Consider the following 25,885-nt stretch of genomic DNA (forward strand, 5'->3'; position numbering starts at 1 on the left):
CTGGGTCACACTTGCGATAGACGTCTTATACGTACTTAATCCAGCGGCTAGTCTCGTGCGATCCGCCCCGGCCCCACCGACGTGGCCGGGACGGCGCTCCCCAGCCGTCCAGCTCCAGCGCCGGTGTGGTCCCGCACCCGGCGTACCGAAGAGGAGACGCCGTGACTTCTGTTGCCACCCCCGGCCTCGACAACGCCCCGACCACGCACTCCCGGCTGCTCGCCTGGGTGCAGGAGATGGCCGAGCTGACGACGCCGGACCAGGTGGTGTGGGTCGACGGCAGCGACGAGGAGTGGGAGCGCCTCACCACCAAGCTCGTCGACGCCGGCACGTTCACCCGGCTGGCGGCGAAGCCCAACTCGTTCCACTGCGCGTCCGACCCCAGCGACGTCGCCCGGGTCGAGGACCGCACGTTCATCTGCTCGGTCGACGAGGCCGACGCCGGCCCGACCAACAACTGGATGGACCCGGGCGAGATGAAGGCGGTGATGACCGAGCTGTACCGCGGCTCCATGCGCGGCCGCACGATGTACGTCATCCCGTTCTGCATGGGCCCGGTCGAGGCCGAGAACCCGATGTTCGGGGTGGAGCTGACCGACTCGGAGTACGTCGTGGTCTCGATGCGGGTGATGGCCCGCATCGGCAGCCGGGTGCTGCAGGCGATGGGCACCGACCGTGACTTCGTGCCGGCCATGCACTCCCTCGGCGCACCCCTGGAGCCCGGGCAGGCCGACGTCCCCTGGCCCTGCAGCCAGACCAAGTACATCGTGCACTTCCCCGAGGAGCGGGCCATCTGGTCCTACGGCTCCGGCTACGGCGGCAACGCGCTGCTGGGCAAGAAGTGCTACTCGCTGCGGATCGCATCGGTGATGGCCCGGGACGAGGGCTGGCTCGCCGAGCACATGCTGATCCTCAAGCTGACCAGCCCGCAGCAGAAGACCTACTACGTGGCCGCGGCCTTCCCCAGCGCCTGCGGCAAGACGAACCTGGCCATGCTCGAGCCGACCATCCCGGGCTGGAAGGTCGAGACCCTCGGCGACGACATCGCCTGGATGCGGTTCGGCGAGGACGGGCGGCTCTACGCGCTCAACCCCGAGTACGGCCTGTTCGGCGTCGCGCCCGGCACCGGCTGGGACACCAACCCCAACGCGATGCGCACCATCGACCAGGGCAACTCGGTGTTCACCAACGTCGCCCTCACCGACGACGGCGACATCTGGTGGGAGGGGATGACCGACGACGCCCCCGCCCACCTGACCGACTGGAAGGGCCGGGACTGGACGCCGGAGAGCGACGAGCCCTCCAGCCACCCGAACAGCCGGTTCTGCACCCCGATCACCCAGTGTCCGATCCTGGCGCCGGAGTACGAGGACCCGAAGGGCGTGCCGATCTCGGCGATCCTCTTCGGCGGCCGCCGCAAGACCACCATCCCGCTGGTCAGCGAGGCCCGGGACTGGAACCACGGTGTCTTCATGGGGGCCACGCTCTCCTCGGAGACCACCGCCGCGGCCACCGGCGCCGTCGGCGTCGTCCGCCGCGACCCGTTCGCGATGCTGCCGTTCATCGGCTACAACGCCGGCGACTACTTCAAGCACTGGGTGGAGACCGGCAAGCAGCACGACGCCACGAAGCTGCCGCGGGTCTTCTACGTGAACTGGTTCCGCCGGGACGCCGACGGCGGCTTCCTGTGGCCCGGCTTCGGGGAGAACAGCCGGGTGCTCAAGTGGGTCGTCGAGCGCCTGGAGGGCACCGCCGCCGCCGAGGAGACGCCGGTCGGGCACGTGCCCACGCCGGACTCCCTCGACGTCTCCGGCCTGGGCATGACCCGCGAGCAGGTCGAGCAGGCGCTGCGCGTCGACCCCGAGGAGTGGCGCGCCGAGGTGCCGCAGATCACCGAGTGGTTCGAGAAGTTCGGCGACAAGCTGCCCACCACGCTCTGGGACGAGCTGGAGATCCTGAAGAGCCGGCTGGCATAGGACCCCGGTCCGCGCCGGCAGCGTCGCCGTCGCGGTCCGGCTCCCGGACGGCGTCCCGTTCCCGACAGCGTGGTCGGGGACGGGACGCCGTCGTGCCCGGGGCCGGGCGGATCCGTCGGTTACCGTGGCGGCGGCACGCACCACCCGTCCCGGAGGCAGTCCCGCTCGTGCCCAACCCCTACCTGCACGTGCTGCGGACGCCGCACGCGGTGCCGATGGTGCTGGCCGCCCTCATCGGCCGGCTGCCGCTGTCGATGCTCGGCCTGGGCAGCGTGCTGCTGGTCCAGGACGAGACCGGCTCCTACGGGCTGGGCGGCGCAGTGGCCGCCGTCGGGGCGGTCACCACCGCCGTCGCCGGCCCGGTGATCGGCCGGCTGGCCGACACCCACGCCCAGCGGCGGGTGCTGCTCACCGTCCTCGCCGTCTTCGTCACCTCCGGCGTGCTCTTCCTCGCGGCGGTGCGCCAGGACTGGCCGCTGTGGACGGTGTTCCTCTTCGCCGGCGCGGCCGGGGCGAGCATCCCGCCGGTCGCCTCGATGATCCGGGTGCGCTGGACCCACCTGCTGCGCGGCACGCCACGGCTGCCCACCGCGCTGGCCATGGAGTCGGTGGTCGACGAGTTCGTCTTCATCGTCGGCCCGGTGCTGGTCACCTTCCTGTCCACGACCGGGCACACCACCTCCGGCCTGGTCACCGCCTTCACCCTGGCCGCGGTCGGTGGGCTCGCGTTCGCCGCCCAGCGGCGCACCGAGCCGCCGCGGGCCGAGCACGAGCACCGCGGCGGCCCCTCGGCGATGCGCACCCGCGGGCTGCGGGTGCTGTTCGTCGTGGGGGCGGCCGTCGGGGCGGTCCTCGGCACGCTGGAGATCGCCCTGGTCGCCTTCGCCGACGAGGTCGACCAGCGGTCCCTGGCCGGGCTGCTCATCGCCGGGCTGGCCGCCGGGTCGATGGCCTCGGGCATCGGCTGGGGGGCGGTGCGGTGGCTCCTGCCGCTGCGGCACCGGCTGGTGGCCGCACTGCTGGTGCTCAGCGTGCTCACCGTCCCGCTGGTGCTCGCCGACTCCCTCTGGGTGATGCTCCCGTTGGTGGTCGTCGCCGGGATCGCCGTCTCGCCCTCGCTGATCAGCGCCTTCACCCTGGCCGAGGTGCTCGTCCCGCGGGCCGCCGTCACCGAGGCGTTCACCTGGATCGGCACGGCTCTCGCGCTCGGGGTGGCTGTCGGCGCCTCGCTGGCGGGCAAGATCGTCGACACGGAGGGCGCCAACGCGAGCGTGCTGGTCGCGACGGTCGCCGCCGTCGTCGCGGCGGTCGTCGTGGCGCTGGGGCAGCGGCTGCTGCACGTGCCCGCCGAGCACGCCGCCGACCCCGCGCTGGCGCGATGACCTCCCCCCGCCCGGCCGCCGGCGGCGGCCGGGTGCTCGGGGTGGCCCCCGAGCGGCTGGGCCGCTGGCTGGACGGCGTCGCCGAGCGGCACGGTGCCTTCGCCGACGTGCGGGTCGAGGACGGCGACGCCGTCGTCACCTGCGCGGACTCCACCTGGCTGCGGGTGAGCGGCCCGCCGGGCTGGACGCCGGGTCCGGCGGTGCTCACCTCGCTGACCGCCGCCGCGAGGGCACCCCAGCGCACCGCGGTCCTGCTGGTCCGCCGCGGCCGCTGGGCGGTCGGGGTGTTCGACGGCGCCGTGCTCGTCGCCTCCAAGGTCGACGCGCGGCAGGTGCAGGGCCGGACGGCGGCCGGTGGGTGGTCGCAGCAGCGGTTCGCCCGGCGGCGGGCCAACCAGACCGACGCGGTCGTCGGCGCGGCCGCCGACACCGCCGCCCGGGTGCTGCTGCCGCACGCCGGCGGGCTGCAGGCGCTCGCTCCCGGCGGTGACAAGGGGCTGGTCGCCGAGGTGCTGGCCGACCCGCGGCTGCGCCCGCTGGCCGCGCTGCCCCGGCTCGGCCACCTGGACGTAGGCGAGCCGACGAAGGCGGTGCTGGTGCAGACCCCCGCCCAGTTCCGCGCCGTCCGGGTGCACATCGTCGAGCCGGGTGACCGCCCGCCGTCCTGAGGCCCGGTCAGCACCCCTACCGGTCAGCACACCCACTGTCGCTCGCGGCGGAGGTCGCCGACCTCGGCGTCCGGGTCGACCTGGTGGAGCCGGGCCACCTGCGCACCGACTTCCTGCGCCCGGTCTCGCTCGGGCTGCCGGCGGCGACGGCGGGGTACGACGCGATCCGGGAGATGACCGAGGCCCACCTGGCGATGCCGGGCACCCAGCCGGGCGGCCCGGTCCGGGCCGCCGCGGCGATCATCTCCGTCGCGGACGCCGGGACGGCGCCGCTGCACCAGCTGCTCGGCTCCGACTCCTACACGCTGGCCACCGCACGGGTGGCGTCACTCGCCGCCGAGATCGAGGCCGGGCGGGAGCTGGCGTACACGACCGACTTCCCGCAGGACTGAGGACCCCGCCCGGCGGTGCCGGCGAGCGGCCGAGGAGTGCGGTGGATGCGGCCGGCCGGCGGGTAGGGGACGGCGGTGTCTGCTCCCCGCCGAGCCACCGACGGCCGCCTCGACAGCCGCCCCCTCCCCGACCCGGGCGGTCCCCCGTTCGCACCGGGGCTGACCTCCCTGGACCTGGGGACGTCGGCGGAGGCGGTGCTCGCCGTCCCGCCGGGTGATCCGGGGCCCCGCCCGCTGCTGGTGTTCTGCCACGGCGCGGGTGGTTCGGCGGCCGACTCGCTGGCGCGGGTCGGCGAGGTCGCCGCCGCCCGCGGCGTGCTGCTGCTCGCGCCGACGTCCGCGGCGTCCACCTGGGACCTCGTCGCCGGCGGGCTGGGGCGCGACGTCGCCACCATCGACGCCGCCCTCGCCCAGGTGTTCGCCCGCACGGCGGTCTCCCGGGTGGCCATCGGCGGGTTCTCCGACGGGGGCTCGTACGCCCTGTCGCTGGGGATCGCCAACGGCGACCTCACCGGGGCGGTGCTGGCCTTCTCCCCGGGGTTCGCCGCCCCACCCGGCCGGTACGGCCGCCCCCGGTTCTGGATCGCGCACGGCACCGACGACCGGGTGCTGCCGGTGGCCCGCTGCGGCCGGCGGGTCGCGGCGGAGCTGGCCGCCGACGGCTACGAGGTCACCTACGACGAGTTCGCCGGCGGCCACGACATCACGCCGCGACTGGTGTCCGGGGCGCTGGGCTGGTGGCTGGACGCGCCCGGCGCCTGAGCCGGCTCAGCCCCGCGGGTCCTCGGTGGCGGTCAGCTCGACCTGCTCGCTCCGCAGCTGGTCACCGACCTGGTGCTCCTCCGTCGTCCAGGAGGTCGCCAGCCGCACCCGCTCGACCGGCTCGCGTTCGACGGAGACCACCGGCCGCTCGCCGTAGAGGGTCACCCACTCGCCGGTCCGGTCGCCGCCGACCTCGGCCGGTGCGTCCTCGCCCGGGCGGTCGCCCGCACGGAGCGGCAGGTGCTCGATCCGGGCGCGCTGCCGGGTGACGGTGACCGGGACCATCACCTCCTCGGTGACCTCCTCGATCCGCAGCACCGCCCGGGTCCACGGCTCGACCACCGTGCTGACCTGGAGCTGCTCCTCCGAGCGGGTCATCGCGGAGTCCGCCGAGCCGCCGCCGGAGTGCGCGGCCCCGGTGCCGGCGGCCGCGCCGACGCGGTAGTGCGTCTGCAGCGTGGCCTCCTCCTCGGGGCTGAGGTGGTCCGGGCGGGCGACGCGCGGCGCGGAGCGGACCGCCGTGGCGGCCACGGTCAGCTGCAGCCGCCCGCCGGTGAACTCGGCGCCGCTCATCGGCGCGATCACCGGCACCTCCTCGTCGGCGGGTGCGGCGTGCTGCCCCTCGGTGAGGCCGATCCAGGTGGGCTGGCCGGTCACGTCGTCGAGGAAGACCGCGGTCACGGTGCCCAGGGTGGTGCCGTCCCGGTCGTCGACGGTGGCCCCGATGACGGGCGGCGGCGCGGAGTCACTGGTCATGCCCTGGTGGGTGCTCCGGCGCCACTCCCGCTACACATCCCCGGCGTGGCGCGGGGAAGTCGGTTGAGCCGGCCTCCTCGCGCGCGTAGCGTCCTCCGACCGTGTCTCCGACCCCCGCCCCCGCCGAGACCGCCCCCGATCCCGTCCTCGCCGCCGAGCGTGCCCACCTGGCCCGCGCGGCCGAGTGCCTGACCCAGATGCGCACCGCGGCCGTCGCGGTCACCGACGCCGGGGTGGACGCCTGGGCCTCCGAGCGGCTCGGTGCCGCCCGGGCCGCTCGGCTGCGCTCCCTGGCCGCCGACCCCGGTGTCCCGCCGTTCTTCGGCCGGACCGACGGTGAGTCCGAGACGTTCCACATCGGCCGCCGGCACGTGCGTGACGCCGTCGGTGACCCGGTGGTCATCGACTGGCGGGCGCCGATGAGCCGGCCGTTCTACCAGGCCAGCGCCGCCGATCCGCAGGGGCTGGCGCGCCGGCGCCGGTTCGGCTTCGCCGCCGGTGAGCTGACCGGCTACGAGGACGAATGGCTGGCCGAGGGGCAGGAGCAGGACAGCGCGTTCCTCCGGCAGGAGATCGAGCGCCCGCGCAGCGGCCCGATGCGGGACATCGTGGCCACCATCCAGCCCGACCAGGACGACATCGTCCGGGCACCGCTGACCGAGTCGATCTGCGTGCAGGGCGCGCCGGGCACCGGGAAGACCGCCGTCGGGCTGCACCGGGCGGCCTACCTGCTCTACACCCACGGCGAGCAGCTGGCCCGCACCGGCGTGCTGGTGGTCGGGCCGAACCGGGCGTTCCTGCGCTACATCGAGCAGGTGCTCCCCGCGCTGGGGGAGGTGGAGGTCGACCAGGCCACCGTCGCCGACCTGACCGCCCGGGTGACCGTCCGCGCGCACGACGAGCCGGCCGTCGCCGTCCTCAAGGGCGACCCGCGGATGGCCGAGGTGCTCCGGCGGGCGCTCTGGGGCGGCGTCCGGAAGCCGACCGACTCGGTTCAGGTCGCGCTGTCGGGGCGGAAGTACCGGATCGGCGAGGACCGGCTCAAGCGCTTCGTCGACGACCTGCGCCGGGCCGGCACCAGCGGCGCCGACGACCAGCAGCTGGTGCACTACGCGGCCGGCCGGGAGCGGCTGGCGATGGGCCTGGCCGAGTACGCCCGGCGGCTGAAGGAGGCCGGCGGGGGCAGCCCGACCGACGCCGAGACCCGCCGGTGCGCCCGCAGCGCCGAGGTGCGCGCCTTCTGCGACGCGGTCTGGCCCGCCGTCGACGCCGCCGGGCTGGTGCACGACCTGTTCACCGACCCCGGGCGGCTGGCCCGGGCGGCGCGCGGCGTGCTCACCGAGGAGGAGCAGGCGCTGCTGCACTGGCCGAAGGCGCCGCGGTCGGTGAAGAGCGCGCCGTGGACCGCCGCGGACGCCGTGCTGGTCGACGAGGTGGCCGGCCTCCTGGAGCGCACCCCCGGCTACGGGCACGTCGTCGTCGACGAGGCGCAGGACCTCTCCCCGATGCAGTGCCGGGCGATCGCCCGGCGCCTGGGCGCGGGGTCGCTGACCGTGCTCGGCGACCTCGCCCAGGCCACCAGCCCCTGGTCGGCGCCGGACTGGGCGCAGACGCTGGCGGGTCTCGGCCGGCCGGCGACGACGATCCGGCCGCTGACCCGCGGCTACCGGGTGCCCGGTGAGGTGCTCGCCTTCGCCAACCGGCTGCTGCCGCAGATCGCCCCCGGGCTGCCGGCGGCCACCGCGGCCCGCTCGGAGCCCGGGGCCCTGCGCCTGCGCCCGGTGGGGACGCTGGCCGGGCCGCTGGCCGGGGTGGTCGCCGAGCTGGCCACGGCCGAGGGGTCGACCGGCGTGGTCTGCGCCGACGCCGACGTCGCCGAGGTGGTCGGGATGCTGGCCGCTGCCGGGCTGGAGGTGGCGGCGCTGGCCGACGACGGCAGTGCGCCCGCCCGGGTCTCCGTCGTGCCGGCGACGCTGGTCAAGGGGCTGGAGTTCGACCACGTCGTCGTGGTGGAGCCGGCGGCGATCGTGGCCGCCGAGCCGCGTGGACTGCACCGGCTCTACGTCGTCCTCACCCGGGCGGTGAGCAGCATGGTCGTGCTGCACCGCGGCGAGCTCCCCGACCTGCTGGCCGCGTGACCCGGCGTCCCTAGGCTGCGGGGCATGTCCTCCCTGCGCCGAGCCCTGCGCGTGCCCCCTGCCCCGGTCCGGCTGGCGGAGATCGACCCCCGGTCGACCCCGCACGTGCCGGGGGACAAGGACAGGACGAAGGACGTCCTGCGGGCCGACGCCGACCGGCTGGCCGAGCTGCAGCAGCGGCTCTACGCCGAGGGCACCGGTGGCAGCCGGCGGCGGGTGCTGCTGGTGCTGCAGGGCATGGACACCAGCGGCAAGGGCGGCGTCGTCAAGCACGTCGTCGGCGCGATGGAGCCGCACGGCGTGCACGTGGTCTCCTTCGGCCGGCCGACACCGGAGGAGCTGCGGCACTCCTTCCTCTGGCGGGTGCGCCGCGCGCTGCCCGGGGCGGGGAAGGTCGGCGTCTTCGACCGCTCCCACTACGAGGACGTGCTGATCGGCCGGGTGCGGCAGCTGGCTCCCCCCGAGGTGATCGAGCGGCGCTACCGGGAGATCGCCCGGTTCGAGCGGCAGCTGGTCGCCGACGACGTCACGATCGTCAAGGTCTTCCTGCACCTGTCCCCGTGGGAGCAGAAGCAGCGGCTGCTCGCCCGGCTCGACGACTCGACCACGCGCTGGAAGTTCGACCCCTCCGACGTCGACGAGCGGGCGTCGTGGTCGGAGTACCAGGAGGCCCACGCCACCGCGATGGAGCGCACCGACACCGACACCGCGCCCTGGTACGTCGTGCCGGCCGACCGCAAGTGGTACCGCAACTGGGCCGTCGGGCGGCTGCTGCTGGAGACCCTCACCGAGCTGCAGCCGCGGCTGCCGGAACCGGCCTGGGACGTCGACGAGCAGCGCGACCGGCTCGTCGAGGAGCAGCCGCTCAGCGGCTGACCGCCCGTCGGTCGAGGCGCTCGTCCAGCGCCTGGGTGCACAGCCAGCCGGCGATGAGCACCAGGTGCAGCAGGAACAGCCAGAAGCCGACGGCGATCACGCCGCCGACCACGGTCAGCCCGCCGAAGGGGGCGCCCAGGTCGAGCGGCAGCGACAGGAACAGCACGAACCCCTGCAGGAACCCCGACAGGCAGGCCGCGGTGAACAGCGCACCGGCTCCCACCGCAGCCCACCGCAGCCGGCCCGCGGCCACCACCCCGAAGACCCAGGCCAGCGGCACGGTGAGCACGGCCAGCACGGAGTAGTAGCCGACCGCGAACGCCGCCAGCCGGTTGCTGATGCCGGGCTCGGCGGACAGCTCGGCGAGCGCCTGCCCGGCCCGGAGCAGCGGCCAGGTCAGCAGCGGGGCGACCAGCAGCAGCGGCAGCGCCAGCAGCCGGCCGCGCCAGGCGGTGAACCGGTCGTGGGCCGGGCTGAACCGCAGCAGCGCCCGGCGCAGGCCTTCCCCGTAGAGCGAGATGGGCAGCAGGGTGAGCAGGCCACCGATCACCGACAGCCCCGTGCCGGCCTCGGCCAGCTGGGCCAGGGCGGCCGGGGCGCCGAGCTCGGCCGGCAGCACCTCGGCCAGCCGGTCGGTCAGCCGCTGCACGGTCCGCGGGCTGGTCACCCAGGTGGTCAGGCCGAGGGAGAGCACCAGGCCCGGGACGACGGCGATGCCCGCGTAGAAGGTGAGCCCGGCGGCGATGAGGGAGGTGTCGCGCCCCCGCAGCCGGCGGCGCACCGACGCCGCGAGGCCCCGCGCCTCGCCCGACACCCGCACCGCGTCATGTGACCACGGCGCGGGGCGTCCCGCCCGCCGGGTGCGGCTCAGTCGGAGAGACCGCCCACCAGCAGCATGTAGCCGAAGATCACCACGAGGATCAGCACGACGACGCCGGCCAGGATGGCCCGGCTCCGGTTCTGTGCCGACTTCGGCGGCTGCCCCTGGTCGTCCGGGCGGTTCGGCGGGGTGCTCATGGCGTCTCCAGTCGTCGTCGGGACCGGCCGGTCCCTGGCTCTGCTGCCTTCCTTCCCCGGCGTCGGCTGCTCACGCACGGATCCGGGACGGTCACCGCCCGAGCAGGTGCTGGGCCGCGGCGAAGCCGCCCAGCCCGCTGACCGCACCGCCGCGCACGGTGCCCCCGGACGACGCCGCGACCACCCGCGGGTGCGCCGTCGCCACGCCCCAGGTGCCGGCCTGCGCCGGGTCGGTGGCCACCGGCCAGGAGAGGTCGCCGTGGAAGATGTGCCCGCCCGGCATCGCCAGTGCGGCCTCGACGTCCAGGGGTGAGGCCGCCTGCAGGCACGGCCGGCCCTCGGCGTCGGTGGCCAGGCAGTCGGCCAGCGGTTCAGTGAGGTGGTCGTCGAGCTGCGCGACGACCCGGCGCACCGCCTCCTCGCGGGTGCCCACCGGGTCGGCCGCGTAGAGCTCGGCCGGGGTGTGCAGCCCGAAGAGGGTCAGCGTGTGCAGCCCGGTCGCACCGGTGATCGACGGGTCGGTCAGCGAGTGGCAGTACACCTCGAACGGGACGACGTCGGGCAGCCGGCCGGCGGCGGCGTGGCCGTACGCGGCGTCGATGGCCGACGCGGACTCGTCGACGTGCACCGTGCCGCTGAACACCCGGTGCGGGTCGTCCCCGGAGCGCAGCCCGGGCAGCCGCCGCAGCACCATGTTGACCTTGAGCTGCGAGCCCGAGGGCCGAGGTGCGGCCGGCGCGCCGAGCAGCTCGTCGAGCACGGCCGGCGCGGCGCCGCTCACCACGTGCCCGGCGTCGGCTGCGTGCGCCGTCCCGTCGTCGTCGGTCCAGTGCACCGTCACCCCGTCGGCGCGGGCCTCGATCGCGGTGGCGGTGGCCCGGGTGACCAGCCGGGCGCCCGCCGCGCGGGCGGCGGTGGCGATCGCGCCGCTCACGGCGCCCATGCCGCCCACCGGCACCCGCCACCGGCCGGTGCCGTTGCCGACCAGGTGGTAGAGGAAGCAGCGCCCGGCCAGCCCGTCGGCGGCGTGCACGTCGGCGAAGGTGCCGATCAGGCCGTCGGTGAGGGCGATGCCGCGCACGTCGTCGTCGGACAGGTGGTCGGCGACGACGTCGGCCAGCGGCCGCTCGCGCAGGTCGTGCCAGAGGCCCGGGTCGCGCAGCCGGCCGGCGAGCTCCGCCTCGCTGGGCAGCGGCTCGGTGAGCGTGGGCGCCAGGTCCGCGGCCAGCGTGGCCAGCCGGCCGTAGAACCGCTGCCAGCCGGCCAGCTCGGCGTCCCCGCCGGTGAGCGCGCGGAAGGACGCCGCCGTCGCCGGCCCCTCGTCCCGCTCGACCAGCAGCCCGCGGTGCCGGCCGTCGCGGCGCAGCGGCGTCCAGGACGCGACCGCCCGGTCCCGCAGGTCCAGCGGCAGGCCCAGGTCGGTGACGATCCGGTCGGGCAGCAGGCTGACCAGGTAGGAGTACGCCGAGAGCCGGACGTCGACGCCGGGGAACACCTGCTGGCTGACGGCGGCGCCGCCGAGCACGTCCCGCTGCTCCAGCACCAGCACCGACCACCCGGCGCGCGCCAGGTAGGCGGCGGCGACCAGCCCGTTGTGCCCGCCCCCGACGACGACCGCGTCGTAGCGGGCCGCGGTGCTCACGCCAGCTCCCGGGCGAAGAACACCGCGTGCGGGTCGCCGGCGCCGACGTAGTGCCCGAACGCCTCGACCGGCCGGTAGCCCGTCGACCGGTACAGCGCGATCGCCTCCGGCTGCCGGACGCCGGTCTCCAGTCGCACCGTGGTCCACCCGCGGGCCACCGCCTCGGCCTCCAGCCCGGCGAGCAGCAGCCTGGACACCCCTCGCCCACGGGCGCCGGGGACGACGTACATCCGCTTGATCTCAGCCTCGCCCGGTCCCAGCGGGCGCAGCGCGCCGCAGCCGATCGGGGTGCCGTCGTCGTCGCGGGCGAGCAGCACCACCGCGACGTCGGCGGCGGACGGCGGCACCCCGGGTTCGCCGGCGCCGTCGTAGCGGGCGCGCAGCTCGACCTGCTGGGCGGCGGTCAGCGCGACGACGTCCGGGTCGTCCCAGGGAGCGGTGGCGAGGGTCGGCACCGGGTCATCCTGGCGCGCCGTGATCCGGGCCCCTCTAGCAGGTGCCCGGGCCAGGGCCGGCGAACGCCGCGCCGGGGGAGCGCTCAGTCCCTGATGCGGTGGTGGCGCAGGGGTGCGGAGTCGTTGGCGCAGCGTGACGGAAGGGGGCCGGCGGGGTCCGCGGCGGCGCGGACGGCGCCGCGCGGCCGCACCGTCCGGCGCCGGACCTGGGTGCCCAGTTCAGACCGCGTGTCGACGTCCCGGGCGCGGACGAGCGCGGGGCCGTGTACGTCGGCGGTCCGCAATCCCGGCGCGCCGATCACGCTCGGTGAGCGTGTTGCAGCACACGCACGGAGTTTCTCAACAAAATCGCAAAGAGCCTTTGTCACGAGCCCATAACGCCCTTACGGTGGTCGACGGTCCGGACGGGCACCTCAGCCACCTCTCGGTGGCGACCGACCAGACCGCCGCCGAACTCCGCGGCCCGTGCACTCCGGCGGGCCAGGGGACCGGGGACCCACCGCAGCACTGGGGTGAAGCACTGCGCGGCCCAGCCGGGCCGCACGTGCCGGGTGTCTTCCCATCCGAACCCGTCAGCTAACTCGGTAGGCGGCACGTTGGAAGAAAGGACCACCCGCCGAAGATGGCGAGTTCGCTCAACCCTGCCCGTCGCGGGTCCACTCCCCGCCGGGCCGTCGTCACCTTCTTCGCCGCCGGTGCCCTCGTGGCCACCACCCTGCTGGCCCCCGCGCCCGCCGCGGCCGAACCCACCACCTCCGCGGAGGCGGCCACCCTGGTCGCCGAGCGCGCGCACGAACTCGAGGTCGTCACCGAGCAGTTCAACGACGCCCGCGTCGAACTCGAGACCAAGCAGGCCGAGGTCGACGACGCCGCCGCCCGGGTCGAGGCTGCCGAGGCCGCCCTGGCCGGCGCCCGTGACCGGGTCCGGGAGGTCGCCCGCAGCGCCTACACCGGCGACCAGCTGAGCACCCTGCAGGCGATGCTCACCAGCGAGTCCGCCGACGAGCTGATGGACCGCGTCGGCACGCTGGGCTCCATCGCCGACCACAACAACGGGATCCTGGGCGAGGCCGTCGCGGCCGACGAGCAGGCCACCGAGGCCCAGGCGGCGGCCGAGGCCGCCGCCACCGAGGCGCAGGCCCAGCTGGACCGGGTCGAGCAGCAGCGCACCGACCTGAACAAGCAGATCGCCGAGTACCAGGCGATGTACGAGCGGCTCTCCGCCGCGGAGCAGGCCGCCTCCCGGGCCGAGGCCGAGCGGCAGCACGCCGCCGAGGCCGCGGCGGCCGACCAGGCCGCCGGCTCCGGTTCCGGTTCCGGTTCGGGTGGGGGTGGCAACGCCGCCCGCGCCGCAGCCCCGGCCGCGCAGGCCCCGTCCGCCCCGGTCGTCGCCTCCAGCGGTGCCGCGGCGACCGCGGTCAGCACCGCCATGGCCCAGCAGGGCAAGCCCTACGTCTGGGCCGCCGCCGGCCCGGGGTCGTTCGACTGCTCCGGTCTGGTGCAGTACGCCTACGCCGCCGCCGGCATCTCCGTGCCGCACTCCAGCCGGGCCCAGGCGACGATGGGGCGCGCGGTCTCCCGCGGCGAGCTGCAGCCGGGTGACGTCATCGCCTTCTACTCGCCCGTCAGCCACGTCGGCATCTACATCGGCAACGGCCAGATGGTGCACGCCCCGACCTCGGGCGACGTCGTCAAGGTCGCCAGCATCGACGTGATGGGCAGCATCACCGCGATGCGGCGGATCGCCGGCTGACGCCAGCGCTCCAGCACGAACACCGGTGCCCCGGTCGCCTCGCGGCGGCCGGGGCACCGGTGTCCCTGCGCCCTGCAACGGCCCCCTCCCGGGTCCCGCCCTGAGCCTGCGAGGGGTGGGGAGGAGGGGGGCCTTCATCACATCCGGGAGACCGGGGCGCCGGTGGTTCGTTGTCCCCGGTCGTGGCTGCCCGACTGCTCGCCCCCGCTCCCGTCGCCCGCACGTTCCGCGTCGTCGCCGTCGCCGAGGCGGTGTCCTGGGTGCTGCTGCTCGCCGGGATGTTCGTCAAGTACGTGCCGGAGACCTCCGAGGTCGGCGTCCAGGTGTTCGGCCCGGTGCACGGTGCGGTCTTCATCGCCTACGTCGCGGTGACGCTCGTCGCCTGGCGGGTGCTCGGCTGGTCCCTCGGCACCACCATCCTCGCGCTGGCCGCCTCGGTGCCGCCGCTGGTCACCCTCTGGTTCGAGCACTGGGCCCGCCGCACCGGGCGGCTGCCGGTGGGGGAGACCGCAGCCGTCCGGGCTGGTTAGCCTCCCGGCATGGCCGAGCCCGTGCTGCCCTCCACCGCCCGCACCCTGCTGGCCCGCACCGCCCGCGTGCAGCGCGACGGGCGGGCGCCCAGCCTGGTCGCCGGCGTCGTCCGGGACGGCGGGCTCGCCTGGTCGGCCGGGCGCGGGGACGTCACCGACCCGCACACCGACGTCCAGTACCGGCTCGGCTCGATCAGCAAGACGGTCACCGCCCTGGTGGTGATGCGGCTGCGCGACGAGGGTGCCCTGGGCCTCGACGACCTGCTGGACGAGCACCTGCCGGGCACCCCGCTGGGCGACCGCACGGTCGGTCAGCTCCTCTCCCACCTCGCCGGGGCGGGTTCGGAGAGCCCGGGCGGCTGGTGGGAGCGCGTCCCCGGCGGATCGCTGGCCGAGTTGCCGCTCAGCGACGACGACGTGGTGCTCGGCGCCGCCCGGCGGTTCCACTACTCCAACCTCGGCTTCGGCCTGCTCGGTGAGCTGGTCGCCCGGCACCGCGGCCGGCCGTGGGCGGACGTCGTCCGGGACGAGGTGGTGCTGCCCCTGGGCATGACCCGCACCACCCCGCGTCCCAGCGGCGCTGCCGCCCAGGGCCACGCGGTGCACCCGTGGGCCGACGTCGTGCTGCCCGAGCCCGAGCACGACGCCGGGGTGATGGCCGCGGCCGGTCAGCTGTGGGCGACGCTGGCCGACCTGGGGCGGTTCGCCGTCTTCCTGCTCGGTGACACCGCCGACGTGGTCTCCCCGGCGACCCTGGAGGAGATGACCGTGCCGGCCGGGGTCGACTCCGCCGCGGCCGGCTGGTCGGCGTACGGCCTGGGCCTGCAGGTGGTGCGCGCCGACGGGGTGACGCTGGTCGGCCACGGCGGCTCGATGCCCGGGTTCCTCGCCGGGGTGTTCGTCGACCGGGCCGAGCAGGCGGGCGGGGTGATGCTGGCCAACACCACCAGCGGGCTGGACCCGCTCGTCCCCGGGCTGCTGGCCGACCTCCGGGCGGCCGAGCCGCGCGTCGTCGACGCCTGGACGCCGGCGCCCCCGCCCGTGCCGCTGGACGTCCTCGGTGTCTGGTTCTGGGGGCCGGCCCCGCACGTGCTGCGGGCGCAGGGCGATCGGCTGCTGCACCTGGGCCCGTTGCCCGGTCGCCCCGGCCGGGCCAGTCGGTTCACCGCGCGGGCGGACGGCACCTGGGTGGGCCTGGACGGCTACTACGCGGGGGAGACGCTGCGGATCGCCCCGGACCACCTGGACCTGGCCACCTTCGTCTTCACCCGCACGCCCTACGACCCCGATGCGCCGGTGCCCGGCGGGGTGGACGCGCGGGGCTGGCAGGGGCGAGCGTGACGTCGGTGAGCGGACCCCGGGTCGTCGGGATGATCGGCGGGCTTCCGACCGGGGCCGGCTGACCGGCGGAGCCGGTCAGGGTCGGTCGAAGGCGTCCATCGTCGTCTTGACCACCGCGCCGTAGGCCAGGTGCGGGACGACGTCGCTGACCCAGTCGGTGGTCGACCAGGTGCGCGGGTCGGTGATGCCCAGGGCGGTCATCGGGCCGTTGGAGCCGATCAGCACGCCGACCGTCGTCAGCGCCGTCCCGACCAGCGGCTGGGAGCGGAACCCGGCGGCCCGGGCCAGCCCGGCGAGGACCCCAATGCCGATGCCGGCGGCGAGCCCGGTCATCGGGCCGAGCCCCTGCACCCGGTTCTGCCGGGTCTCCTCGTCGCCGGGGATCTGCACGTGCACCTTGTCGGCGAGCGCCTCGACGGTCTGCTCCGGGGTCGAGCTGCTGCCCCGCCCGCGCGCCACCATGTCCAGGTAGGTGACGGCGTTCAGCGCCGTCGTGCCGGCCGCACCGGCGGCGGCGCCGCGCAGCACCCAGCCCAGCGTGCTGATCCCGCGCCGGCCCTTGCCGATGGTGCCCAGAGAGGTTCGCTTCGCCATGGCCGCGCCCCTACCCGGCAGGCGACGACCCTGAAACGGCGGGTCCGCGCCGCCGGGTCCGCCGCCACCCGAGGACGCCGAGCGCGCCGGCGGCCAGGACGGCGAGGCCCACGGCGGTCCCCGCGCCCGAGGACGGACCCGCGGCGGCGGCCTGCGGGTCGGCGGGTCCCGGGGCGCCGGTGAGCGGCAGGCCCTCGGTTCCCGGGGCGAGGTCCCGGACCTCCGCGGCCAGCTCGGGGGTGAGCGGGGCGGTGCCGCCGCGGAGGTCGGCGGCGAGCTGACCCTCCGGGAGGTCCGGCGGGTCGGTGGCGAAGACCAGGAACGGTCCGTCACCTGCCAGCTCCAGACCGCAGCTGGCGCCGGAGTCGGCGGAGACCACCTGCTGCCGCGGGTCGGCCACGCCCTTGTGCAGGGTGTCGACGGCGAAGACGTGCAGCGCGGGGTCGCCGCTGCTGCGTCCCGACCCTGCCGGCGCCAGCACCTCGCGGGAGAGGAGCGTGCCGGTGAAGACGGCGTCGGCCCGGCCGAACTGCTCGTCGGTGCTCGCTCCGGCGCAGCTGCAGGCCCAGGCGCGAGGGGCGGCGGCCCAGCCGCCGACCAGCAGGGCGCAGGTCAGCAGGGTAGAGGTCAGCGGCACGGTCGTCGGCCTGTTGCGCACGACGGCAGCATGCGCGCGGCCGGGCCGGGGCGCCAGTACCCCGCCGGGCGCCGGCCCTCAGCCCGCGCCGGCGCCGTCCTCGGCGCCGCGGGTGGCGCCGGCAGCGCGCTCCAGCAGGGGGGCCATCCGGTGGTCGACGAACCGGCGCAGCGCGAGGTTGGTGTCGGTGCGCTGCACGCCGGGGATCGCCAGCACCTGCTCGCTGATCCGCCAGAGGTCGTCGGCGTCGGTCGCGACCACCCGGACCAGCAGGTCGGCGACGCCGGAGAGCCCGGTGACCTCCAGGACCTCCGGGATCGCAGCCAGCGCCTCGGCGACGTCGGCCAGGCTGCGCTGCACGACCTGCACCGTCACGTAGGCGCCCAGCCGGTAGCCCAGCGCCTCGGGGCGCACCCGCCGCTCGAACGGCTCGAGGGCGCCGGTGGACTCCAGCCGGGCCAGCCGGGCCTGGACGGTGTTGCGGGCCAGGCCGAGCGTCCGGGCCAGCGCGAGGACGGTGGCCCGCGGCTCCTCGGACAGGGCCAGCAGCAGGCGTGCGTCGGTGGCGTCGAGTCGGGTGGTGCCGGCGGTCACGGTGTGCAGTCTGACATGCGAGGACGTCCTACTACCGGTCATCGTGCGCACCCCGTGGGACGGATCTTGCGCAGATCGGTCGCGCGGTGATCTGCTGATCGGTGCCCTGGCGTGCCACCATGTGTGAGCGACGCCACACCCGGGCGCCGCGAGGACGTCCAGCGCGGGAACCCCGGAGACCCCGGGCCCCGCGAGACGGCGAGGAGGGACGCGCATGACCGCGCTGTCGCACACCACCGAGGTGGTCGACCCCGTACCGGGAGCCGGTGCTCCCCATCTGCCCGGGCAGCCGGGGCTCGTCCAGCTGCTCACGCCCGAGGGTGAGCGGGTCGAGCACCCCGACTACGCGCTCGAGGTGGGCGACGAGGAGCTGCGCGGCCTGTACCGCGACCTGGTGCTCGTCCGCCGCTGGGACACCGAGGCCACCGCCCTGCAGCGGCAGGGCGAACTGGGGCTGTGGGCGTCGCTGCTCGGCCAGGAGGCGGCCCAGGTGGGCGCCGGCCGGGCGCTGGCCGACGACGACATGGCCTTCCCGACCTACCGCGAGCACGGCGTGGCCTGGACCCGCGGGGTCGACCCGCTGCACGTGCTCAGCCTCTTCCGCGGCATCGACCAGGGCGGCTGGGACCCGGTGTCCACCGGGTTCAACCTCTACACCGTCGTCATCGGCGCGCAGACCCTGCACGCCACCGGCTACGCGATGGGCCTGCAGCGCGACGGCGCGGAGAGCGCCACCCTGGCCTTCCTCGGCGACGGCGCCACCAGCCAGGGCGAGGTCAACGAGGCGATGATCTGGGCCGCCACCTTCGCCGCGCCGGTGGTCTTCTTCTGCCAGAACAACCAGTACGCGATCAGCGCGCCGATCGAGCGGCAGTCCCGGGTGCCGCTGTTCCACCGGGCCGGCGGCTTCGGCTTCCCCGGCGTCCGGGTCGACGGCAACGACGTGCTCGCCGTCCTGGCGGTGACGCGGGCGGCGCTGGCCGCCGCCCGCGACGGCCAGGGCCCCACCTTCATCGAGGCCTTCACCTACCGGATGGGCGCGCACACCACCTCCGACGACCCGACCCGCTACCGGCTGGCCAGCGAGCTGGAGGAGTGGAAGCTGCGCGACCCGATCGCCCGGGTCAAGGCGCACCTGTCGCGCAACGGGATCGCCGACGCGGACTTCTTCGCCGCGGTCGAGGCCGAGGCCGACGCCCTGGCCGAGCGGATCCGCAGCGGCACGCGGGAGCTGGCCCCGCCGGCGCCCGCCGAGATCTTCGACCACGTCTACGCCGAGATGCCGCCCGAGCTGGCCCGCCAGCGCGCGGAGTTCCTCGAGTACCACGCCGGTTTCGAAGGAGCGGGGCAGTGACCGAGACCCTCACCATCGGCAAGGCGCTCAACCTCGGTCTGCGCCGGGCGATGGAGGACGACGCCAAGGTCGTGCTCATGGGCGAGGACATCGGGCGCCTGGGCGGGGTCTTCCGGATCACCGACGGCCTGCAGAAGGACTTCGGTGAGGACCGCGTCGTCGACACCCCGCTGGCCGAGGCCGGCATCCTCGGCACCGCGGTCGGGTTGGCCATGCGCGGCTACCGGCCGGTGTGCGAGATCCAGTTCGACGGGTTCGTCTTCCCCGCCTACAACCAGATCGTCACCCAGGTCGCCAAGCTGCACGCCCGTTCGAAGGGCCGGCTGCCGATGCCGATCGTCGTCCGCATCCCCTTCGGCGGCGGCATCGGCGCGGTCGAGCACCACAGCGAGAGCCCGGAGGCGTACTTCGCGCACACCGCCGGGCTGAAGGTGGTCGCGGTCAGCAGCCCGGCCGACGCCTACTGGGGCATCCAGCAGGCGGTCGCCCACCCGGACCCGATCGTCTTCCTCGAGCCCAAGCGGCGGTACTGGGAGAAGGGCGAGGTCGATCTCGACGGCGCCGCGGCGCCGCTGTTCGCCTCACGGGTGGTCCGCGGTGGCGACGACGTCACCGTGCTGGCCTACGGGCCGATGGTGAAGACCGCGCTGCAGGCCGCGGACGCCGCCGTCGAGGAGGGGCGCTCGCTGGAGGTGGTCGACCTGCGCACGCTGTCCCCGCTCGACCTGGAGCCGGTGTACGCCTCGGTGCGGCGCACCGGCCGGTGCGTGGTGGTGCACGAGGCGCCGCTGACCCTGGGCCTGGGCGCGGAGATCGCCGCCCGGGTCACCGAGACCTGCTTCCACTCGCTGGAGGCGCCGGTGCTGCGGGTGGGCGGGTACGACACCCCGTACCCGCCGTCGAAGCTCGAGGAGGACTACCTCCCCGACCTCGACCGGGTGCTGGACGCCGTCGACCGGGCGATGGGGTACTGATGGCCGAGCTGCGCCAGTTCCGCCTGCCCGACGTCGGCGAGGGGCTCACCGAGGGCGAGATCCTCTCCTGGCTGGTCGCCGTGGGCGACACCGTGGCGGTCAACCAGCCGCTGTGCGAGGTCGAGACGGCCAAGGCCGCGGTCGAGCTGCCCTCGCCGTTCGCCGGCACCGTCGTCGAGCTGCTCCACGAGGTCGGCACGACGGTCGACGTGGGTGCGCCGATCATCACCATCGACACCGGTGGCCCGGCCGGCGAGACCCCCGAGCCCGCGCCCGCCGAGGAGCGCACCGCCGTCCTGGTCGGTTACGGGCCGCGCACCACCGAGCCCCGCCGTCGTCCTCGCCGGACCGGCCCCGCCGTCGCACCCGCTGAAGCCGACTACGGCTCCGATGCCGACCGCCCGCCGCTGCTGGCCACCGCGCCGGACACCACGGTCAAGCCGGTGCGGCACGGTGGGCTGGAAGCGGGCCGGGCCGCGGAGGCCGCGGCGCGGGCCGGTGAGGCGGCGGCGCCGGCGACGGCGGCCGAGCCCGGGGCCGGCGCGCTCCGGCCGCTGGCCAAGCCACCGGTGCGCAAGTACGCCAAGGACCTGGGCATCGACCTGACCACGATCACCGGCACCGGGGACGGCGGGGTGATCACCCGCGCCGACGTCGACGCGGCGCGCGCCGCCGCCGACCGGCCCGCCGGGGTGGCGACCGCGCGCACCGAGACGGTGCTGGACGAGACGCGGATCCCGATCAAGGGCGTGCGGAAGCACACCGCGGCGGCGATGGTGAGCAGCGCCTTCACCGCGCCGCACGTCACCGAGTTCCTCACCGTCGACGTCACCCGCACGATGAAGCTGCGCCAGCGGCTGGCCGCCCGCCCGGAGCTGGCCGGCGTGAAGATCAGCCCGCTGCTGTTCGTCGCCAAGGCGCTGCTGCTGGCGGTGGGCCGGCACCCGATGGTGAACAGCAGCTGGGACGAGGCCGCCCAGGAGATCGTGGTCAAGCACCAGATCAACCTGGGCATCGCCGCTGCGACGCCGCGCGGTCTCGTCGTCCCCAACATCAAGGACGCCGGCCGGCTGTCGCTGCCCGAGCTGGCCGGTGCGCTGAGCGACCTGACCGCCACCGCCCGCGCCGGGCGGACGCCGCCGGCGGACATGACCGACGGCACGATCACCATCACCAACGTCGGGGTGTTCGGCGTCGACACCGGCACGCCGATCCTCAACCCGGGGGAGTCGGCGATCCTGGCGTTCGGGGCGATCCGTGAGCAGCCGTGGGTGCACAAGGGGAAGATCGTCGTCCGGCAGGTGACCACGCTGGCGCTGTCGTTCGACCACCGGATCATCGACGGCGAGCTGGGGTCGCGGTTCCTCGCCGACGTCGGCGCACTGCTGCACGACCCGGGCACCGCGCTGGCGTTCTGAGCCGTGACGACCCGGGCCTGGGCGCTCGCCTCCCTCGTGACCTCCCTGGTGCTGCTCGTCGCCGCCGCCGTGGTCGGCGGTGGTCGGCCGGGGCTGGAGCAGGGGGTCACGTCGACGGCACGAACATCGGTGGCGGACTGCTGGTGCTGGTCTGCCTCGTGGTGCTCGTGGTCGTCGGGGTCCGGCTCGCCGCAGCGGTGGTCGCCGAACGGCGGCGTTAGCGTGCTCCGGTGACCGACCTCGACCGGCTGCTGTCCTTCGCCGCCCGTTCCCGCGTGCCCGGCGGCTTCGGCTGGCAGGGCGGGGACGGCGCCGTCCTGCCCGACCGCCCGCTGCAGACCTGGATCACCGCGCGGATGACCCACGTCTTCGCCCTGGCCGCACTGCTGGGCCACCCGGGGGCGGCGGAGCTGGCCACCCACGGGGTCGACGCGCTGCGCCGCGGTCCGTTGCACGACGACGGTCACGGCGGCTGGCGCTCGGCCACCGACGACGACACCAAGGCCGCCTACGTGCACGCCTTCGCGGTGCTCGCCGGCGCGACAGCCACCGCCGCCGGGGTCCCCGGCGGCAAGGAGCTGCTCGACGAGGCCCTCGGCGTCTGGGAAGGGCGGTTCTGGGACGACGAGGCAGGGCTCGCCCGGGAGTCCTTCGACCGCAGCTGGACCCACGGTGAGGACTACCGGGGCGCCAACGCCAACATGCACGGGGTGGAGGCGATGCTCGCCGCCGCGGACGCGCTCGCCGGCACCGATCCCGGCGCCACCGCCCGGTTGCGCACGCACGCGCTGCGGGCGACCGAGCGGATCGTGCACGGCTGGGCCCGGGAGCGCGACTGGCGGCTGCCCGAGCACTTCACCGCCGACTGGGAGCCGCTGCCGGAGCTGAACCGGGACCGGCCGGCCGACCCGTTCCGGCCGTACGGGGTCACGGTCGGCCACCAGTTCGAGTGGGCCCGGTTGTGCTGGCACCTGGCGGCCGCCTTCGGCGAGCACGCCCCCGGCTGGCTGCGCGCCGACGCCGACGGGCTGTTCACCGCCGCGGTCGAGCGCGGCTGGGCCGCCGACGGGCACCCGGGTTTCCCGTACACGCTGGACTGGTCCGACCGGCCGGTGGTGGTCGCCCGGATGCACTGGGTGCTCTGCGAGGCGGTCGCGGCGGCGGCGGTCCGGTTCGCCGTCACCGGCGACCCCCGGACGGCGACCCTGCAGCACCGCTGGGAGGAGCTGGGCGAGCGGCTGTTCCTGGACGAGGCGGTGGGCAGCTGGCACCACGAGCTCACCCCCGAGGGTGCGGTCGCGGAGGTCACCTGGTCCGGCAAGCCGGACGCCTACCACCTGGTGCAGATGCTGCTCCTGCGCGAGGCGCCGGTCGCCGGCAGCGTCGCCGCCGCCGTCCGCACGCCCTGACCGGCTCCTCGCCGCCACAGTGGCCATGGTGGCGCTCACCCGCGTCGCCAAGGTGGCCATTGTGGCGAGGGCCGGCGGCGGAACGGGGACGTCCGGTGACCCCGGGTGTCCGGCTGCGTGCGATCGGGTAGGGCGCTCCCTGACGGCATGATCCCGAGCAGAGGAGGAACGCCCTCATGGCCACCGTGGAGAAGTCCATCGACGTCGACGTCCCGATCCGGGCTGCGTACGACCAGTGGACCCAGTTCGAGTCGTTCCCGCAGTTCATGAACGGCGTGGAGCGGATCACCCAGCTCGACGACCGGCACACCCACTGGGTCACCAAGATCGGTGGCGTGGAGCGCGAGTTCGACGCGGAGATCACCGAGCAGCACCCCGAGGAGCGGGTGGCCTGGAAGAGCACCGACGGCGAGGCCAAGCACGCCGGCGTGGTCACCTTCCACAAGATCAGTGACAACACGACCCGGGTGATGGTCCAGCTGGACTGGGAGCCGCAGGGCGTCGTGGAGAAGGTCGGGGCCGCCGTGGGCGTTGACGACCGGCAGATCACCGCCGACGTGAAGCGCTTCAAGGAGTTCATCGAGAGTCGCGGCGCCGAGACCGGTGCCTGGCGTGGCGAGGTCCCGCGCGAGGGCTGACGACGCAGCCTGCGCCCCCGCAACGGGCCGAACGACGACGGCGCCCGCCCCCTCGCTCGAGGGGGCGGGCGCCGTCGCGACGTGCTGGAACGGCCCCTCTGCAGGGCCCCACCGCGAGCTCGCGAGCGGAGGGGGGCAGAGGGGTCCTTCAGTCGGCGTCGAGGTCGCTGGCGACCATGCCGGAGATCCGGTCGAGCACCGCCTCGTCGTCGCTGCTGACGGTGACCTCGGTGCCCTGCTTGGCGCCGAGCGTCATGATCATCAGCGGCGAGCCGGCGTCGATCGGGTTGCCGCCGGGCGCGGCCAGGGTGACCGGCACCCCGGACTTGGTGACGGCCTCGGCGATGAGCGCCGCCGGGCGCGCGTGCAGACCGACGGCGGAGCCGACGGTCACGGTCTTGGAGGGCATCGGTGCCTGCCTTCTGTGGTCGGGATCCTGGTGATCAGTGTGCCGGTCGGGCGACGGCGGGCTGCGCCGGGGAGTTCCCGGCACCGGGGCCGCCGGCCACGTCGGTGGTGAGGTCGGCACCGGGGCCGACGTCGGGGGTGCGGCCGATGCTCTTGGCGATGGTGACCGCGAGGGCGCCGACGATCATCCCGGCGATGACGGCCACCACGAACATCGCGATGCCGGACATCGCGAAGAGCACGAAGAAGCCACCGTGCGGGGCCCGCAGCTCCACTCCGCTGGCGGCCACGATCGCACCGGTGGTCGCGCCGCCGAGCATCATCGACGGGATCACCCGCAGCGGGTCGGCCGCGGCGAAGGGGATCGCGCCCTCGGAGATGAAGGACGCGCCCAGCAGCCACGCCGCCTTGCCGTTGTCCCGCTCGGCCGGGGTGTACAGCGTGGGCCGGATCGCGGTGGACAGCGCCATCGCCAGCGGCGGCACCATGCCGGCCGCCATCACGGTGGCCATGATGACCAGCTGCTGCCGGCCGCCGTCGCCGGCGATGGCCGCGGTCAGCCCGGTGGTGGCGAAGACGTAGGCGGCCTTGTTGACCGGACCACCGAGGTCGAAGCACATCATCAGGCCGAGGATGATCCCGAGCAGGATCGTCGCGGCGCCGGTGAGGCCGTTGAGGAAGTCCCCCAGCCCCTCCAGGGCCAGGGCGAGCGGCCGGCCGAGCAGGACGAGCATGATCCCGCTGGAGATCAGCGTGGCCAGCAGCGGGATGATCACCACCGGCTGGAGACCGCGGGCGAACGCAGGGAGCTTCCAGCGGCTGATCCACAGCGCGGCGAAGCCGGCGATGATGCCGCCCACCAGGCCGCCGAGGAAGCCGGCGCCCACGGTGAGGGAGACCGCGCCGACGACGAAGCCGGGGACGATGCCGGGCCGGTCGGCGATGGCGTAGGCGATGTAGCCGGCCAGCGCCGGCACCAGGAAGCCGAACGCGGCCTGGCCGAGCACCGTGCACAGCGCGCCGAGGTAGCCGAGCAGCCCGTCGTTGAGGCCCTCGACCCCGCCGGCGCTCGGCAGGTCGAAGAAGGTGTTGTTCAGCGCCCAGTTCAGCGCGTAGCTCTGCGCGCCGTCCGTGGCCGGGTCGGCGTTGACGATCTGGTAGCCGCCGAACAGGAAGCCCAGCGCGATGAGCAGGCCGCCCGCCGCGACGAACGGGATCATGTAGCTCACGCCGGTGAGCAGCCAGCGGCGGATCTCCGACCCGATGCCGGGCCGCTCCCCGCTCGACGCGGCCACCGCGCCGTCGGCGGCGGTGCCCGGCACCCGGCGGGCGTTCGGGTCGTCGGCGGCGGCCAGCGCCTCGCGGATCATCACCGCGGGCTCGTTGATCGCCCGCTTGGTGCCCGACTGCACGAGCGGCTTGTCGGCGAAGCGGTCCCGGTCCTTGACGCCGACGTCGACGGCGAAGATGACGGCGTCGGCGTCCCGGATCACCGCCGGGTCCAGCGGGGTCGAGCCCGACGAGCCCTGGGTCTCCACGTGCAGGTCGACGCCGAGCTCCTTCGCCGCGGCGGTGAGCTTGTCGGCGGCCATGTAGGTGTGCGCGATGCCGGTGGGGCAGGCGCTGACCGCCACGATGCTGCGGCGGGCCCGCTCCGGCTCGGCCGGCGCCGGGGTCTGCGGCGCCGGGGCGGCCGCGGCCGGGGTCTCGGCGGGGGACACCACGTCCTGCACCAGGCCGACCACCTCCTCCGGCGTCCGGGCCGCGCGCAGGGCCGCGGTGAACTCCGGGCGCACCAGGGCGCGGGCCAGCGCGGTGAGCAGCGTGAGGTGGTCGGCGTCGCCGTGCTCCGGAGCGGCGATGAGGAACGCCAGGTCGGCGGGGCCGTCGGGGGCGCCGAAGTCGACCGGCGGGGCGAGCCGGGCGAACGCCAGCGAGGCCTGGGTGACCGCCGCGGAACGGCAGTGCGGGATGGCGATGCCGCCGGGCAGCCCGGTGGCCGCCTTCGCCTCCCGGGCCAGCGCGTCGTCGGCCAGCGCCTCGGCGCCGGTGGCCCGGCCGGCCTCGGCGACCACCGAGGCCAGCCGGTGCACGACGGCGTTCTTGTCGGGACCCAGGTCGGCGTCGAGCGCCACCAGGTCGGTCGTGATCAGTGCGGGCATGGTCGTTCC

25 protein-coding genes and 1 riboswitch are annotated in these 25,885 nt (G+C 75.2%); of the genes, 15 read left to right on the forward strand and 10 right to left on the reverse strand.

Translation table 11 applies throughout. The features are described from left to right. The first annotated feature begins 161 nt into the window (after positions 1 to 161). The 5 genes from ACI79Y_RS10080 (at position 162) to ACI79Y_RS10100 (ending at position 5,180) form a co-directional block, all read left to right on the forward strand. The gene (locus ACI79Y_RS10080) at positions 162 to 1,976 is read left to right on the forward strand and encodes a phosphoenolpyruvate carboxykinase (GTP) (protein ID WP_457158347.1); all 1,815 of its coding nucleotides are present in this window, start codon (positions 162 to 164) and stop codon (positions 1,974 to 1,976) included. 167 nt (positions 1,977 to 2,143) lie between these two features. Then, entirely contained in the window at positions 2,144 to 3,358 is a 1,215-nt protein-coding gene (locus ACI79Y_RS10085; RefSeq protein WP_457158348.1) for an MFS transporter, read from the forward strand. Then, positions 3,355 to 4,026 (forward strand): acVLRF1 family peptidyl-tRNA hydrolase, encoded by a 672-nt coding sequence (locus tag ACI79Y_RS10090; RefSeq protein ID WP_457158349.1) that lies wholly within the window; start codon positions 3,355 to 3,357, stop codon positions 4,024 to 4,026. Before ACI79Y_RS10085 ends, ACI79Y_RS10090 begins: the two co-directional genes overlap by 4 nt. A gap of 83 nt (positions 4,027 to 4,109) precedes the next feature. Continuing rightward, positions 4,110 to 4,418 carry a hypothetical protein gene (locus ACI79Y_RS10095; RefSeq protein ID WP_457158350.1) on the forward strand — a complete coding sequence of 103 codons (309 nt, stop codon included), beginning with the start codon at positions 4,110 to 4,112 and terminating at the stop codon, positions 4,416 to 4,418. A gap of 75 nt (positions 4,419 to 4,493) precedes the next feature. Further along, on the forward strand, positions 4,494 to 5,180 hold the full coding sequence (locus ACI79Y_RS10100) for an alpha/beta hydrolase (protein WP_457158351.1): 687 nt from the start codon (positions 4,494 to 4,496) through the stop codon (positions 5,178 to 5,180). 6 nt (positions 5,181 to 5,186) lie between these two features. Here the strand turns inward: ACI79Y_RS10100 and ACI79Y_RS10105 are convergent, their stop codons facing one another. After that, entirely contained in the window at positions 5,187 to 5,936 is a 750-nt protein-coding gene (locus tag ACI79Y_RS10105; protein WP_457158352.1) for a PRC and DUF2382 domain-containing protein, read from the reverse strand. 101 nt (positions 5,937 to 6,037) lie between these two features. On the opposite strand from ACI79Y_RS10105, the gene ACI79Y_RS10110 reads away from it, so the two are divergent. Both ACI79Y_RS10110 and ACI79Y_RS10115 read left to right on the forward strand, forming a co-directional pair. After that, positions 6,038 to 8,074, forward strand: a complete 2,037-nt coding sequence (locus ACI79Y_RS10110) for a HelD family protein (protein WP_457158353.1) — start codon at positions 6,038 to 6,040, stop codon at positions 8,072 to 8,074. 24 nt (positions 8,075 to 8,098) lie between these two features. Beyond that, positions 8,099 to 8,950, forward strand: a complete 852-nt coding sequence (locus ACI79Y_RS10115; RefSeq protein WP_457158354.1) for a PPK2 family polyphosphate kinase — start codon at positions 8,099 to 8,101, stop codon at positions 8,948 to 8,950. Here the strand turns inward: ACI79Y_RS10115 and ACI79Y_RS10120 are convergent. From ACI79Y_RS10120 to ACI79Y_RS10135, 4 genes are all read right to left on the reverse strand, one after another. Next, positions 8,940 to 9,770, reverse strand: coding sequence for a YihY/virulence factor BrkB family protein (locus tag ACI79Y_RS10120; protein ID WP_457158355.1), 831 nt, complete (start codon positions 9,768 to 9,770; stop codon positions 8,940 to 8,942). The two genes, ACI79Y_RS10115 and ACI79Y_RS10120, sit on opposite strands and share 11 nt — an antisense overlap. Positions 9,771 to 9,817: 47 nt before the next feature. Beyond that, entirely contained in the window at positions 9,818 to 9,967 is a 150-nt protein-coding gene (locus tag ACI79Y_RS10125; protein ID WP_457158356.1) for a hypothetical protein, read from the reverse strand. Between the two features lie 91 nt (positions 9,968 to 10,058). Then, the gene (locus ACI79Y_RS10130) at positions 10,059 to 11,609 is read right to left on the reverse strand and encodes a phytoene desaturase family protein (RefSeq protein ID WP_457158357.1); all 1,551 of its coding nucleotides are present in this window, start codon (positions 11,607 to 11,609) and stop codon (positions 10,059 to 10,061) included. Further along, positions 11,606 to 12,064: a GNAT family N-acetyltransferase gene (locus ACI79Y_RS10135; protein WP_457158358.1), complete on the reverse strand. Its 459-nt coding sequence runs from the start codon at positions 12,062 to 12,064 to the stop codon at positions 11,606 to 11,608. The genes ACI79Y_RS10130 and ACI79Y_RS10135 overlap by 4 nt, the downstream gene beginning before the upstream one ends. A 437-nt stretch (positions 12,065 to 12,501) precedes the next feature. Continuing rightward, positions 12,502 to 12,671: riboswitch (cyclic di-AMP (ydaO/yuaA leader) on the forward strand. A gap of 15 nt (positions 12,672 to 12,686) precedes the next feature. Between ACI79Y_RS10135 and ACI79Y_RS10140 the strand changes: the two genes are divergently transcribed. The 3 genes from ACI79Y_RS10140 (at position 12,687) to ACI79Y_RS10150 (ending at position 15,688) form a co-directional block, all read left to right on the forward strand. Next, positions 12,687 to 13,817: an NlpC/P60 family protein gene (locus tag ACI79Y_RS10140; protein WP_457158359.1), complete on the forward strand. Its 1,131-nt coding sequence runs from the start codon at positions 12,687 to 12,689 to the stop codon at positions 13,815 to 13,817. A gap of 182 nt (positions 13,818 to 13,999) precedes the next feature. Further along, positions 14,000 to 14,347, forward strand: a complete 348-nt coding sequence (locus ACI79Y_RS10145; protein WP_457158360.1) for a DUF3817 domain-containing protein — start codon at positions 14,000 to 14,002, stop codon at positions 14,345 to 14,347. A 9-nt stretch (positions 14,348 to 14,356) separates the two neighbouring features. After that, positions 14,357 to 15,688: a serine hydrolase domain-containing protein gene (locus ACI79Y_RS10150; RefSeq protein ID WP_457158361.1), complete on the forward strand. Its 1,332-nt coding sequence runs from the start codon at positions 14,357 to 14,359 to the stop codon at positions 15,686 to 15,688. Between the two features lie 75 nt (positions 15,689 to 15,763). Here the strand turns inward: ACI79Y_RS10150 and ACI79Y_RS10155 are convergent, their stop codons facing one another. Genes ACI79Y_RS10155 through ACI79Y_RS10165 form a run of 3 tightly spaced genes read right to left on the reverse strand, consistent with a single transcriptional unit; the run spans position 15,764 to position 17,513 of the window. Next, a complete protein-coding gene (locus tag ACI79Y_RS10155; protein ID WP_457158362.1) occupies positions 15,764 to 16,282 on the reverse strand; it encodes a hypothetical protein in 519 nt (172 codons plus the stop codon). A gap of 10 nt (positions 16,283 to 16,292) precedes the next feature. Beyond that, on the reverse strand, positions 16,293 to 16,940 hold the full coding sequence (locus tag ACI79Y_RS10160; protein WP_457158363.1) for a hypothetical protein: 648 nt from the start codon (positions 16,938 to 16,940) through the stop codon (positions 16,293 to 16,295). Positions 16,941 to 16,997: 57 nt separating this feature from the next. Further along, a complete protein-coding gene (locus tag ACI79Y_RS10165) occupies positions 16,998 to 17,513 on the reverse strand; it encodes an Lrp/AsnC family transcriptional regulator (RefSeq protein ID WP_457158364.1) in 516 nt (171 codons plus the stop codon). A 214-nt stretch (positions 17,514 to 17,727) separates the two neighbouring features. On the opposite strand from ACI79Y_RS10165, the gene pdhA reads away from it, so the two are divergent. From pdhA to ACI79Y_RS10190, 5 genes are all read left to right on the forward strand, one after another. Then, complete coding sequence (gene pdhA / locus ACI79Y_RS10170) at positions 17,728 to 18,867, forward strand: pyruvate dehydrogenase (acetyl-transferring) E1 component subunit alpha (RefSeq protein WP_457158365.1); 1,140 nt, start codon at positions 17,728 to 17,730, stop codon at positions 18,865 to 18,867. Next, positions 18,864 to 19,841 (forward strand): alpha-ketoacid dehydrogenase subunit beta, encoded by a 978-nt coding sequence (locus ACI79Y_RS10175; protein WP_457158366.1) that lies wholly within the window; start codon positions 18,864 to 18,866, stop codon positions 19,839 to 19,841. Before pdhA ends, ACI79Y_RS10175 begins: the two co-directional genes overlap by 4 nt. Next, a complete protein-coding gene (locus ACI79Y_RS10180; RefSeq protein WP_457158367.1) occupies positions 19,841 to 21,259 on the forward strand; it encodes a dihydrolipoamide acetyltransferase family protein in 1,419 nt (472 codons plus the stop codon). The genes ACI79Y_RS10175 and ACI79Y_RS10180 overlap by 1 nt, the downstream gene beginning before the upstream one ends. A gap of 230 nt (positions 21,260 to 21,489) precedes the next feature. Continuing rightward, the gene (locus tag ACI79Y_RS10185) at positions 21,490 to 22,668 is read left to right on the forward strand and encodes an AGE family epimerase/isomerase (RefSeq protein ID WP_457158368.1); all 1,179 of its coding nucleotides are present in this window, start codon (positions 21,490 to 21,492) and stop codon (positions 22,666 to 22,668) included. Positions 22,669 to 22,844: 176 nt separating this feature from the next. After that, positions 22,845 to 23,306 (forward strand): SRPBCC family protein, encoded by a 462-nt coding sequence (locus ACI79Y_RS10190; RefSeq protein WP_457158369.1) that lies wholly within the window; start codon positions 22,845 to 22,847, stop codon positions 23,304 to 23,306. A 148-nt stretch (positions 23,307 to 23,454) separates the two neighbouring features. On the opposite strand, the gene ACI79Y_RS10195 is transcribed toward ACI79Y_RS10190, so the two are convergent. Together ACI79Y_RS10195 and ACI79Y_RS10200 are read right to left on the reverse strand one after the other, a co-directional pair. Continuing rightward, positions 23,455 to 23,715 carry an HPr family phosphocarrier protein gene (locus ACI79Y_RS10195; RefSeq protein WP_457158370.1) on the reverse strand — a complete coding sequence of 87 codons (261 nt, stop codon included), beginning with the start codon at positions 23,713 to 23,715 and terminating at the stop codon, positions 23,455 to 23,457. Between the two features lie 34 nt (positions 23,716 to 23,749). After that, positions 23,750 to 25,876 carry a PTS fructose transporter subunit IIABC gene (locus ACI79Y_RS10200; RefSeq protein ID WP_457158371.1) on the reverse strand — a complete coding sequence of 709 codons (2,127 nt, stop codon included), beginning with the start codon at positions 25,874 to 25,876 and terminating at the stop codon, positions 23,750 to 23,752. Positions 25,877 to 25,885: the final 9 nt, after the last annotated feature.

This window comes from Modestobacter sp. SYSU DS0875 (genome assembly GCF_054050915.1).